10 protein-coding genes are annotated in these 12,404 nt (G+C 65.7%); 2 read left to right on the top strand and 8 right to left on the bottom strand.

The annotated features are described in order from the left end of the window. Positions 1-712: TolC family protein (locus FVW27_RS19050; protein ID WP_243838583.1), on the top strand; the 712-nt coding region annotated here is incomplete at its 5' end. A gap of 257 nt (positions 713-969) precedes the next feature. Further along, complete coding sequence (locus FVW27_RS19045; RefSeq protein ID WP_167128319.1) at positions 970-1,146, top strand: hypothetical protein; 177 nt, start codon at positions 970-972, stop codon at positions 1,144-1,146. Between the two features lie 252 nt (positions 1,147-1,398). Here FVW27_RS19045 and FVW27_RS19040 read toward each other — a convergent pair whose 3' ends face one another. The 8 genes from FVW27_RS19040 to FVW27_RS19005 all read right to left on the bottom strand — a co-directional run bounded on the left by FVW27_RS19040 (position 1,399) and on the right by FVW27_RS19005 (position 12,025). After that, positions 1,399-2,406 carry an acyltransferase gene (locus FVW27_RS19040; RefSeq protein WP_167128279.1) on the bottom strand — a complete coding sequence of 336 codons (1,008 nt, stop codon included), beginning with the start codon at positions 2,404-2,406 and terminating at the stop codon, positions 1,399-1,401. 207 nt (positions 2,407-2,613) lie between these two features. After that, complete coding sequence (locus FVW27_RS19035) at positions 2,614-3,144, bottom strand: MarR family winged helix-turn-helix transcriptional regulator (protein WP_167128276.1); 531 nt, start codon at positions 3,142-3,144, stop codon at positions 2,614-2,616. Then, on the bottom strand, positions 3,141-4,709 hold the full coding sequence (locus tag FVW27_RS19030) for an efflux transporter outer membrane subunit (protein ID WP_243838582.1): 1,569 nt from the start codon (positions 4,707-4,709) through the stop codon (positions 3,141-3,143). Before FVW27_RS19030 ends, FVW27_RS19035 begins: the two co-directional genes overlap by 4 nt. Next, a complete protein-coding gene (locus tag FVW27_RS19025) occupies positions 4,702-7,938 on the bottom strand; it encodes an efflux RND transporter permease subunit (protein WP_167128273.1) in 3,237 nt (1,078 codons plus the stop codon). Before FVW27_RS19025 ends, FVW27_RS19030 begins: the two co-directional genes overlap by 8 nt. Before the next feature lie 22 nt (positions 7,939-7,960). Further along, positions 7,961-9,235 carry an efflux RND transporter periplasmic adaptor subunit gene (locus FVW27_RS19020; RefSeq protein WP_208294887.1) on the bottom strand — a complete coding sequence of 425 codons (1,275 nt, stop codon included), beginning with the start codon at positions 9,233-9,235 and terminating at the stop codon, positions 7,961-7,963. 279 nt (positions 9,236-9,514) lie between these two features. Continuing rightward, a complete protein-coding gene (locus tag FVW27_RS19015) occupies positions 9,515-10,321 on the bottom strand; it encodes a TetR/AcrR family transcriptional regulator (protein ID WP_167128270.1) in 807 nt (268 codons plus the stop codon). A gap of 284 nt (positions 10,322-10,605) precedes the next feature. Continuing rightward, positions 10,606-11,451, bottom strand: a complete 846-nt coding sequence (locus tag FVW27_RS19010; protein ID WP_167128267.1) for a DUF169 domain-containing protein — start codon at positions 11,449-11,451, stop codon at positions 10,606-10,608. A 121-nt stretch (positions 11,452-11,572) separates the two neighbouring features. Further along, the gene (locus tag FVW27_RS19005; protein WP_167128264.1) at positions 11,573-12,025 is read right to left on the bottom strand and encodes a MarR family winged helix-turn-helix transcriptional regulator; all 453 of its coding nucleotides are present in this window, start codon (positions 12,023-12,025) and stop codon (positions 11,573-11,575) included. Positions 12,026-12,404: the final 379 nt, after the last annotated feature.

Here is a 12,404-nt window from a genome sequence, read left to right as displayed (position 1 = left end):
ACTGCGCGACCGGCTGGCCGCGCGCGCGCCCCTGCCCGCCGTGCCCGACCTGGTGCCCGTGGGTCTGCCTTCGGACCTTCTGCTGCGCCGCCCGGACATCCGCCGGGTGGAGCATGAACTGCACGCGGCCACGGCGGACATAGGCCAGCGCGAGGCGGACCTGTTTCCCAAGTTCTCGCTCACCGGATCGTACGGCCTGAACAGCATTCATTTTTCCGACCTGTTCCGCGACGACAGCCGCGCCTGGACCATCATGCCCGGCGTGCGCTGGGCCATCTTCGAGGGGGGGCGCACCCGCGCCGCCGTGGCCGCGTTGGAGGCCCGGCGCGAGGCCACCCTGGAGCGCTGGCGCAAGACCGTGCTGGTGGCCTTTGAAGAGGTGGAAACCTCGCTGGCCCGCTATGCCGAAGCGTTCGTGGAGCGCGAGCGGCTGTCCCGCTCGCTGGAGGCGCAGGCCGAGGCCACCCGGCTGGCCAAGGTGCGCTACACGGAAGGCGTGGACGACCTGCTGACCGTGCTGGACGCCGAGCGCCGCCAACTGGAAGTGGAAGAGGCCTTGGCCCGCAGCCGTTCCGGCGTGCTGCTGCATCTGGTGTCGCTGTACAAGGCCCTGGGGGGCGGCTGGCCCGAGGGAATTGTGGGGGCCGGACCTGATGCGGCAGATGCCCCGGTTGTGACCCCGGCGGGAAGTAAGGCATCCGGCGGGAAGTAAGGCAGCGAGGGGTACGCAGCGGACGGCACCCGTGCGTCAGGTGCTGCGGCAGAGCCTCAGCATCCCGGCGGCACGGAAACGACCATGCCCCAAGGGGCTTGCGCGGCGGCGCGCTACGTGCCATGACGGCGCACCGTCCGATGCCGTGCGTGCGGAACCTCGCACTTGGGGCGCCATGCCCGCGGGGGGCACACCGGGCACGTATCCTTCCCCCACCCTTTTTTCCGGACGGAACAGACCTTGCCAAAGGAGGCCCCATGCCCGTCATTCCCATGATTCTGACCGTGCTCGGCGCGTGGCTGTGGTACCAGGCGTTCGTGGCGTGGAAGCGCCACAAGGCCGGTGATCCCAAGGCCAAAACCGTGGCCATCGTCTGCGTGGTGGGCGCGGCGGTCGCCATGATCGGTGGCGTGCTGGGCGGCCTGCCCGGGTAGAGGGGCACGGACCGCGCCGGAATTTACGGCATATTGAGGGGCGCGGCGGTCCAAGGCCCGTTGCCCGCAAGCCTGCATGACGAACGGCCCGGCATTCCGCATGGAAATGCCGGGCCGTTCGTCATTGCCAGCGGAAGAAGGGACTGTGGACAGCCGCCAGATGGCTGGTCAACCACATCACGCGCATTCCCTTGCCCGGTGCGCAGCCTGGGATTATTCCGGCCTGCGTGAGCGAGCGCACCTGTCGTTGGACTACATCTTGCTGGAAAGTTTGCGTTTTAGCAGTTCCTTTGTCGCGACAAGTGTGCAGCTTGCCGCAAGGCATATGATAAACGTTACCGGCGTGGTGAATAGAATACTCCCGAGAAGTCCTTTCATGTTGATTGCTGGAAATGCAAGGAATGAGAATGGTTTCAGAAAAAATGCAATATGCAGAAGATATATGTTGAATGTGTGTTTCGCGAGAAAAGATACAACCGTGTTTTGCGATGTGCACCATGATTTGAAGAGTAAAAATATCAACGACGTGTTTATAAATATGAATATTGAATTTGCAGTAAGAAGTTTTGCGGTATATGTCGTGTCATTATATGATGACAATGTTGAGAGGGCATATGTTATGGCGACCATGGCCGTCAGAATCTTGAGGAGTATTTTGGGTTCGAAATTCTTTTTCATTACAGAAAGATGATTGCCAGCAATGAAGTAGAATCCGTAAACAGTAAACAATACATTTGTGACTGGAAAGCGAACGTCGAAGAGGCTGGCAAGAAGAGGCACTATGAACACGTAGATAAACCCGACATAACAGAACGCGGTTCGCGCTCCATCATCCTTTGCAATGGCGACAAGTGCCGGGAAGGCAAGCATGTATCCTATGTATACCCACATGAACCATAGGTGAAATCCGGGGTTTTGTTCAAGGCTGTAAAGCACGCCTTCGAAAATATTCTTTTGACCGAGTAAAAGCATGCCGAGTATTTTGTAAAAAACAAGACATGTAGTTGTTGGGATAATATATCGGAAGAAAACTTTTCTGTAGTGCTCGCGCAAGGCAATCGTGCGTTGCGTAATGACGGCACCGGCGAGCATGAAGAACATCGGCACGGCAAGGTGCGTGAAAACCGCGTTCAGCATTGCCGCGAACCAGAGGGGGGTGCCGAGGAAGTTCGTGACCCACGGCGATGTGCAATGCAGGTTTATGACGGCTATGCACGCGACAACTTTCAAAAAATCAATGTAGGGAAGGCGTTCGCCCATGACAACGTCTCCACGAACTGTACGCGATATCCATGCAACGACTTGCGAATCAAGGCGTTGTCTGCACGAGGGCCATCTGTCGGTGGCTGGGCATTAGCATTCGCACCCGCATCCTGTACAGTAAGGGAATGGCCCGGCTTCCTCCGTGGGAAGCCGGGCCATTGCAGTGTAGAGGGGGCGTCATGCCCTGAAACGGCAGGGCCTTGGTTAGTCCGTGGTTTCGGGGCGGCAGGGTTCGCACCCCGCCTCGCCGCCGTCCTGGCTGCCCAGGGCATCCAGCTTGTCCAGCAGGCGCAGCATCACCGCGTGGGCGATGACCACATGTTCCTCGGGGATGCCGTCCATCAGTTCGTCGCGCAGGGCAAAACCGATGTCCAGCATGGCGTCGTACACCGGGCGGGCCTGGTCGGTCAGGGCCACCAGTTTCACCCGGCGGTCGGTTTCCGACGGTTGGCGGCGCACCCAGCCTTCCTTTTCCATGCGGTCAAGCAGACGCACCAGGGTGGGACCTTCCACGCCCAGCAGCTCGGCCACGCGGCCCTGCGGCAGCGTGCCGTGCTCGGACAGCAGCCAGATGACCACCCAGCTGGTGTCGGACAGGCCCATGGGGCGGAAGCGCCGGTCGAACTCGGCCCGCCAGGCGCGGGCCAGTTCCTTCACGGTGTGGCCGAAGCCGTGCGCGCCATGGCGCTCGGCCCGGTCCACACGGCAACGGCGACAGCGGTGCCCGTCGCTCATTGCGCGGCCGCCACCGGCTTGCCGTCCTGAGCCGGGGCTTCGGGAGCGTCTGCGGCATTTGGGGTCTGCGGGGCAATGCCCGCCCAGCCGCCGCCGAGGGCACGGTACACTTCGACAACGGCCACCAGTTGGTCCCGCTGGGCCGAGGCCAGGGATATCTCCACGTCGAACAGGCTGCGCTCCGCGTCCAGCACCTCTAGGTAGCTGGAATAGCCGTTGTCATAGCGCAACCTGGCCAGGTGCAGCGAACGGCGCAGCGCGGTGACCTGGGTAGTCTGCGCTTCCACCACGCCGCGCGCCTTGCGATTGGCCACCAGGGCGTCTTGCGCCTCGCGGAAGGCATCCTGCACGGCCTTTTCGTACCCGGCCAGAGCGGCGCGCTGGCGTGCCTCTGCCGCTTCCACTCCGGCCTTGATCCGGCCAAAGTCGAAGATGGGCATGGACACGCTGCCCGCGTACCGCCAGGTGCCCGCAGGGCCGGTGAACAGCCGGGTCAGATCGCTGCTTTCGTACCCCAGCAGCCCGGTAAGCGAGATGGACGGGAAGTACGCCGCCTTGGCCACGCCGATATTGGCGCTGGCCGCCGCCAGTTGCTGTTCGGCCTGGACGATGTCCGGGCGGCGTTCCAGCAGGGCCGAGGGCAGCCCGGCGGGCACGCTGGGGGGCACGGGCACGGCGTCCACGGCCAGGCCGCGTTCCACGGTACCGGTCACGATGTCGCGCGGGCTTTTGCCGGTAAGCACGCCCAATGCCGCCTCGCTGGCGGACACGTTGTATTGCAGGGAGTGCACGGTGGACCGGGCGGCAGCCGCTTCTGCGATGGCCTGGCGATAGTCCAGTTCGCTGGTCAGGCCCAGTTCGAAACGCACCTTGCGCAGTTCCTGCGTGGATTCGCGCGAGGCCAGCGTGTCGCGGGCGACCTGCAACTGCTGGTCGTAGGCGCGCAGGTCGAAGTAGGTGCGGGCCACCTGCGCGGTCAGGGCCAGGCGCACGGTGTCGCGCGCGGCCATGGTGGACAGCAGGCTGGCCCGGGCCGCCTCGCTGGCGCGCCGGTAGCGGCCCCACAGATCCACTTCGTACGACAGGGTGCCGCCCGCGTTGTGCAGGTCCTGCACGCGGGTGGATTCATCGAACGAGTTGAAGCTGTCCAGCGAATAGCGCTGGCGCTGCGATGCGCCCTGCGCGTCGGCCCGTGGCATCTGGTTGGCCCGGGCAAGGCCCAGCTGGGCGCGGGCCTCGTCCACGTTGGCGATGGCCTTGGCCAGGTCGCGGTTGTGGTCCAGCGCGGCGGTTACCAGGGCATCCAGTGCCGGGTCGCCGAAGCCCTTCCACCAGCCGTCCTGCACGGTGCCAGTGTCGGCCGTGCCCGCGCGCCAGGCGTCAGGCAGGTCCATGGCGGGCCGGGCGTGGTCGGGGCCGAAGGAGCACCCGGCCAGCATGGTCGCCAGCATGGCCGTTGCCAGCACCAGCGGCAGCCTGCGTTTCGCCGGGACCGGGGCGGCCAGATTCGTCTGGCGCCGCCCCTTGCCGTATGTGAAGCCAGTCAGGCCAGTCATGCTAATCATGGCGCTTCTCCTTGTTGCAGGCGTCGTCGCCCGCGCCCGCCGCGTTGTCCGGCGGCAGGTCCTCGAAGGCCGAGTGGCGTTCTTCTTCGCAGTACTTGCCCACGGCCATGGTGCGCATGGCCTCGGTGCCGCGCATGCGTTCGCTGACCCCCATGATCATTCGGTAGAACATGGGGATGAAGAAGGTGGCGATGAAGGTCGCCGCCAGCATCCCGCCGATGACGCCGGTGCCGATGGAGTGGCGGCTGGCCGCGCCCGCGCCGGTGCTGATGGCCAGCGGCACGCAGCCCAGCACGAAGGCCAGCGAGGTCATGATGATGGGGCGGAAGCGCAGGCGGGCGGCCTCGATGGCCGATTCCACCAGCGAAAGCCCCTCGTGCCGTTTTATCACCGCGAATTCCACGATGAGGATGGCGTTCTTGGCCGCAAGGCCGATGAGCGTGACCAGCGAGATCTGCAGGTACACGTCATTGGCAAGACCGCGCAACCACACCGCGCTGATGGCCCCGAACAGGGCGAACGGCACGGCCATGATGACCGCCAGCGGCAGCGACCATTTTTCGTACTGCGCCGCCAGGATCAGGAACACCATGACCAGGCCCAGCACGAACACCAGCGACGACGAGCCGCCGGCCTGCTTTTCCTGGTAGGCGGAACCGGACCAGGCCAGGGTGTAGTCCGGTGGCATGACCTCCGCCGCCACTTCTTCGATGGCGGCGATGGCCTGGCCGGAGCTGTACCCGGCGGCGGGGCCGCCCACCACCTTGGCGGCGGGGAACACGTTGAAGCGTTCCACCACCTCGGGGCCGGTCACTTCCTGCACGTCCACCAGCGAGGTGAGGGGAATCATCTCGCCCGAGGTGGCCCGCACGAACACGTTGGCCACGTCCGCCGGGCGGGCGCGGAAGTCGGCTTCCGACTGCATCTGCACCTTGAAGGTACGACCGAACTTGTTGAAGTCGTTCACGTAGCTGGCGCCAAATGTGGCCTGCATGGTGTCGAAGATGGTGTTCACCGGCACGCCCAGGGCTTTCGCCTTGTTGCGGTCCAGGCTGATGAACAGTTGCGGCGCGTTGGCACTGAAGGTGGTCTGCACGCCCGCCAGTTCGGGCCGCTTGGAGGCGGCGGCGATGAGCTTGCCCACCATGCCCGCCAGGGCCTTGCTGTCGCCTTCACCACGGTTCTGCACGTACAGTTCGAAGCCGCCGGTGTTGCTCATGCCCGAGATGGGCGGCGGGTTGAAGGCCAGCACGATGCCTTCCGGCACGCCCATGCCCACGCCGAACACCTTGCGGGCGTAATCGAACGACGACTGTCCCTCACCCTTGCGCTCGTCCCACGGCTTCAGCGGCACGAACGAGGTGACGAAGTTGGGCTTGGGCACCCCGGACAGCAGGTCGTAGCCGGTCAGGGTGATCAGGTTGGCCACGCGGGGGTCTTCCAGGTGGCTCTTGTCCATCAGGTCGGCCACCACGCGGGTGCGTTGCAGGCTGGCCCCGTCGGGCAGGATGGACAGGCCGATGATGTAGCCCTGGTCCTCGTCCGGGGCGAGGCCGCCGGGCACCACCTGGAAGAGGTGCCAGGTTGCGCCGCCCAGGCAGGCGAACAACACCAGCGCAAGGCCCGTGCGGCGGATGAGGAAGGTGACCCCCCCGGTGTAGCGGTGGGTGACGCGTTCGAACCAGGCGTTGAACCAGCGGAAGAACGCGGGCGGCTCATGATGGCCGGGCTTCAGCATCAGCGCGCACAGGGCGGGCGTCAGCGTCAGGGCCACCAGGCCGGAGATGACAACCGACACCGCGATGGTGATGGCGAACTGCTTGTACATCTGCCCGGCAAGGCCGCCCATGAAGGCCACGGGAACGAACACCGAGCACAGCACCAGCACGATGGCGATGACCGGCCCGGTCACTTCCTCCATGGCCTTGATGGTGGCCTTGCGCGGTGACAACCGCTCGGAGGACATGATGCGTTCCACGTTTTCCAGCACCACGATGGCGTCGTCCACCACGATGCCGATGGCCAGCACCAGACCGAACAATGTCAGCGTGTTGATGGAGAAGCCCAGCGCGTACATGCCCGCGAAGGTGCCCACGATGGACACCGGCACCGCAAGGCAGGGGATGAGCGTGGCCCGCCAGTTCTGCAGGAACAGGAACACCACCAGGAACACCAGCACCATGGCTTCCATCAGGGTGTGGACCACCTCGTTGATGGAGATGCGCACGAACTCGGTGGTGTCGTAGGGGATGGAGTAGCTGATGCCGTCGGGGAAGCGCTGTGACAGTTCCTGCATCTTGGCGGCAACGCGGTCTGCCGTTTCCAGCGCGTTGGCGCCGGGCGTCAGGAACACGCCCACGGCCACGGTGGGCTTGCCGTTGAGCTGGGTGCGGACGTCGTAGTCCTTGGCGCCCAGTTCCACGCGGGCCACATGCTTGAGCAGCAGGGTGGAGCCGTCCGGCTCTGCCCGCAGGATGATGTTCTCGAATTCCTCGGGGTTGGTCAGGCGCCCCTTGGTGGTGACCAGGTAGTTCAGTTCCAGCGGGCTGCTGGACGGTTCCTGCCCGATGCGCCCGGCGGCGAACTGGGCGTTCTGCTCGCGGATGGCCAGCGCCACGTCGCCGGGGGTCAGCTTGAGCTGGGCCAGCTTGTCCGGGTGCAGCCAGATGCGCATGGAATAGTCTTTCGCGCCGAAGATGGAGGCGTCGCCAACGCCGGGAAGGCGCTTCAGCTCGTCCACCACGTTCACCAGGACGTAGTTGCTGATGTAGACCGAATCGTAGCGCCCGTCGGGCGAGAAGGTGTTCACCACCTGCAGGATGGAGGGCGACCGCTTGGTCACGGTGACGCCCTGGCGGCGCACTTCCTCGGGCAGCGAGGCGGTGGCGGCCTGCACCCGGTTGTTGACGTTGATGGTGGCCTGGTCGGGGTCGGTGCCCACGGCAAAGGACACGGAAATGGTCATCTGGCCGTTACCGGCGCTGACCGAGTTCATGTACAGCATGCCGTCCACGCCGTTGATCTGCTGTTCCAGCGGCGAGGCCACCGTGGCCGCGATGACCTCCGGGCTGGCGCCGGGATACACGGCGGAGACGATGACCTGCGGCGGCACGAGTTCCGGGTACTGCGCGATGGGCAGCGCACGCATGGCCATGAACCCCGCCAGCATGATCACGATGGAGATCACGCATGCGAAGATGGGGCGATGGATGAAGAAACGCGATATCATGGCAAATCCTGCTTGGGGCGGGCTAGGAACCCTGGTTTGCGGCCTTGGTCGCGTTTCCGGCGGGGGCCTGCCCGTTCTGGCCGGACTGGCCGGACTGGACTTCGCGCGGCTGGCCGATGGTCACCGGCTGGCCGGGGCGCACCTTCAGCAGGCCTTCGACCACGATGCGTTCACCGGGGGTCAGGCCCTTTTCCACAATGTACTGGTTGTCGATGGGCAGGCTGATTTCCACGGGGCGCGGCTGGGCGATGTCGCCTTCGCCGATCACCCACACCATGGGGCCCTGCTGGGTTTGCAGCACGGCGCGCTGGGGAATGGCCAGGGCGTTGTTGTAGATCGCGCCGCTCATGACCACGCGCACGAACTGGCCGGGCAGCACTTCCGCCTCGGGGTTGGGGAATTCGGCGCGCACGCGGATGGTGCCGGTCAGCGGGTCCACCTGGGGGTCGATGAAGTTCACCGTGCCGGTGCGCTTGTAGATGGAGCCGTCGATGAGCCGCACGATGACGTCATACCCCTTCTTGGGCAGGGTGATCCTGCCTTCCTCGCGCATGCGGCGCAGGCGGAACAGGTCCACGCTGGGCGCGGAGAAGTTCACGTACACCGGGTCCACCTTGGAGATGGTGGTCAGCAGGCTACCCTCTGCGGTGGTGGTGACCAGGCTGCCCTCGGAGCGGGTTTCCTTGCTGGTCATGCCCGAGATGGGGGCCTCGACGCGGGTGTAGCCAAGGTTGATGCGCGCGGTCTTCACGCGGGCGCGCGCTTCTTCCAGCGCGGCCTTGGCCGAATCGAACTCGGTCACGGCGTCGTCGCGGTCCTTCTGGCTGACGGCGTTCTCGCGGTACAGGGGCAGCACGCGGTCGCGGTTGCTCTGGGCGCTTTGCAGACGCGCCTCGGCCTGGGCCTGCTGGCCCAGTGCCTGGTCAAGGTCTGCCTTGAACGGTTCGGGATCGATCTCGAACATCAGGTCGCCCTTCTTCACAGGGCGGCCTTCGGTGTAGGCGCGGCGCATCAGGATGCCGCCCACGCGGGCGCGCACCTCGACCTCGCGCGAGCCAGCCGTCTGCCCCACGTATTCGTAGGTCAGGGGCAGGTCGCGCGGCTGCACCTGCTGCACCACCACCAGGGGGGCGGGCATGGCCTTGGGGGCGGCGGATTCGTCCTTGCACCCGGCCAGCATGGCCGCAAGGGCCAGGACCAGGGCGAACAGCCCCATGTGCAGGGCGGGCAGGGGCCGCGCCGAGGCGACTGCTCCGGCGCGGGCGCGAGGGGACGGAATGGGGAAGTGGTACTGCATGGAGTGGTTCCTCCTCGGCGCGGCGCGGGATGCGCCGGTGCGCCGACATGCGGGGCGGTTGAGTGTGTCTGTCGGAGTTCCGGCGGGCCGTACCCTTTCGCGTTGCGACGGTGCGGGCAGGGTGCGGGGAAATCCGGTAGGGTGCTATTCGGTAGTGTGCTATCGAAGTTTCGCGTTCTACATGGGGCGGCGGTGGCCGTCAACACCGCCTCGGAGTGGTGCCGTGGCAGGCTTGCCGGGCGGCATGGTGTGTCTTTGCAGAAAACCGTGCGAACCGCGTCAGGCGTTGGGCGGACCCGTTGCCGGGCTTGTTGCCGGGCAGGCCGAGTAGCCGGACATGGCCATGATGCCGCCCAGGGTGAAGCGGGTTACCCCTTCGGCGATGCGGTGCAGCACTTCGGGGGTCAGTTCCTCGTGTCCGTAGAAATGGACGATGGCGGCACGGCCGCTGTAGTGGAACGAAATATGCCCGAAAATGGCCAGTAGGCAGGTCCGCAGCACGTCCGGGTCGTCCGCCGCCGAGCCCAGCAGCCCGCGCAGGATGTCGGCCAGCAGATCGTTGACCGGGGCGATGTGCTCGCGCAGCAGCCCGTCGCACGCCGGGGTGGGGTCGATGAGCTCCAGCGACACCAGCTTGCCGTGCGCCTCGCTGACCGGGTCGTCACCGCCGCCAAGGATGCGCTGCACCAGTCCGTGCACGAAGGCGCGCAGTCGTTCCCTGGGCGGCGAGTCGGGCGTCACCCCCACGTCCAGCGGAAAGGCGGCCTGGCAGGTGCGCATGTAGTGGTCCAGCATGGCGGCGTACAACTTGTCCTTGCCGCCGAAATGGTAGTTCACGGCGGCCACGTTGGCCCCGGCCCGTCGGCAGATTTCCCGCACCGTGGCGGACTTGTAGCCGTGCTCGGCAAACACCTCGGCGGCGGCGGCCAGCAGCCGTTCACGCGTGCCCTGGTCCTGCCTGCCTGCCTGGTCCTGCCTGTCGGACTGATCCGGCCTGTCTGGCCTATCCGGCTTGTCCGGTCCGCCGGGCAAGGGGGTGCACAGGGGGTTGTCCTGCCGTTCGTTCATGCGGCCATGGTCGCTCATTGCCCGTCCCCTGTCGTTTCACTGCTTGCCAACATAGTTTCAAATGTAAAATTCAATCATTGTTTGAAGCGTGGATATGCCTCAGGAACGTTCCTGTCAAGCTTCGTCCCGCTCCCGTGCGCATGGACCATTCGGCCGGATGTGCCGACTGGTCCATGCAAGAGGGAGGGGAGATGCGGCGGGGGATGTGCTGCGGACAGGGGGAGGCCATGGTGCCATGTCGCGGGCGGGGGGAAATGATTTTCCGGCCCCGGGGGCGGTGGCGCGCCGCCCATGCGGACGGATCAGTCCGCCGTGCCCTCTCCCCAGGCTCGCATGCTCTTGGCCACCTTCTTGCGCACGCCCTGCCAGGTATGGCGGGTGAGCGCGGAATGCTCCATGGCGTCCAGCATCTTGCGGTACATGGTCAGGGGCGCGGCAAAGCTCATTTCGTCGGTTTTCATGTACTTGCGGGCCGAAAGGTCGAACCCGCCAATCACCGCCCGTTCCTCGCCGCGCTGCTGGTAGGCCAGCGGCCAGGCGATGAGGGCCCCGCATCCGGCGCTGAAGGGCGAGGCCACGGCGTTGTGGTTGCCCGTGGCGTAGCAGGCCAGCGAGAACAGGCCGTTGAGCACTTCCGGCCGGGCGAAGAAGGCCACCACCAGCGGTGCATCGCTGCCGTCGAACTGGTGCAGCGGCTTCAGCACGCAATACTTGGCCGGTGCCTCCGGCGGCATGGTGTCGTCCATGAAGGCGCGCATGGACGGGTGGTCGGGCAGGTAGTGCTCGCCTTCCATGGGTGTGCCGGGAAAGCCCGTGGTCACGTAACAGATGTTGGTTTCCAGGTATGGGCGGTACATGCCGGAGTAGAAGCCGCCGCCCATGCAGCCGCATGCCTCGTGGCTGATCCACGCCGCCCGCTTTTTCCTGCGGGCCAGCCAGACATTGCCGAGCAGGCAGGAAAATTCGTTGGTGAAGGCCTTGTGCCAGTCGATCTGTCCGGCGGCCTCGCGGTCGCGGGTAAAGATTTCGCCGGGCTTGGGGCCAAAGCCGTCCACGGGTTTTTCGTCGGTGTAGTGCACGCCGAAGGGTTCCTCGTCGTGGCCCAGCAGCTCCAGCAGGCGTTTGGTGCGTTCGATGACGGTCTGCATGGTGTTCCTCCCGTGTTGGTGGGAATGGCAGGCCGAGCGGCGGCCCGGATTTTCGTGTGGCGGGCGTTCTGGCGGGGGTGGGCAGGCGATCCGGCTCGGCAGACTGGCTCAGCGGTCTGGCTCAGGGGGCGAGGTAGCGCAGGGTGTCCTTCACCGTGGCCAGCACCCGCATGCAGGTGGCGTGGTCCTGCGGGCTGACGTCCTGCAGCAGCAGGACCAGGGCTTCCTCGGCCACGGCGCGGCTGCGCTCCTTCAGGGCGTCACCCGCCTGCGTGGCCGCGACGACCCTGCGCCGGGCGTCGTCGGGGTCGGGATTGCGGGTGACCAGCCCCTTGTCTTCCATGGTGGCCAGCAGGCGGCTCATGCCCGTCTTGTCCATGCACAGGGCATGGGTCAGTTCGTCCTGCCCGATGGTTCCCCGGTTCCACACGAACACCATGACGCCCCACTGTTCGGCAGTCAGGTCGATGCCCGCCTGGGCCATACGACGGCGCAGGAAGGACGCCATGAGACGGTTGGTCGTGAAGGTCATGAAGCCGAGGGAGGATTCCGGGTCGAAAAAGAAGTTGTTCATGTCAACCACTGTAGGCCAATGGTTGTTGATGTCAACTGTTCGGAGGCCGAAAGAACGGAGACACGGCAAACGACCGGACGGCCGTGCAGGCCGTGCAGGCCGTGCAGGGCGGGCAGGGCGGGCAGGGTGGCAGGGATGGCGGGGCATGCGCCATGGGCCGCGCACGGCAAGGCGCGGAGTACACCCCGGCGAAAGGGCGATGGGCGGCAGCAGGCAGGGTCGGGTCACCCGCGATGGAAGAGCCGCCGCGCCTGTCGTCCATGAACAGCGGGAGTGTGCCCGCTGCCATTTGGAGGCGGCCCGCCGTTCAGGTCCGGTTGGCCGTCAGGTCGGTCCGGGCTTGCCCCGGGCTTGCCACGGGCGGGGCCCGGGCGGGGTC

It is taken from the genome of Nitratidesulfovibrio liaohensis, assembly GCF_011682075.1.
Classification (GTDB): Bacteria; Desulfobacterota; Desulfovibrionia; order Desulfovibrionales; family Desulfovibrionaceae; genus Cupidesulfovibrio; species Cupidesulfovibrio liaohensis.
This window is presented reverse-complemented; position numbering and strand designations above follow the sequence as displayed.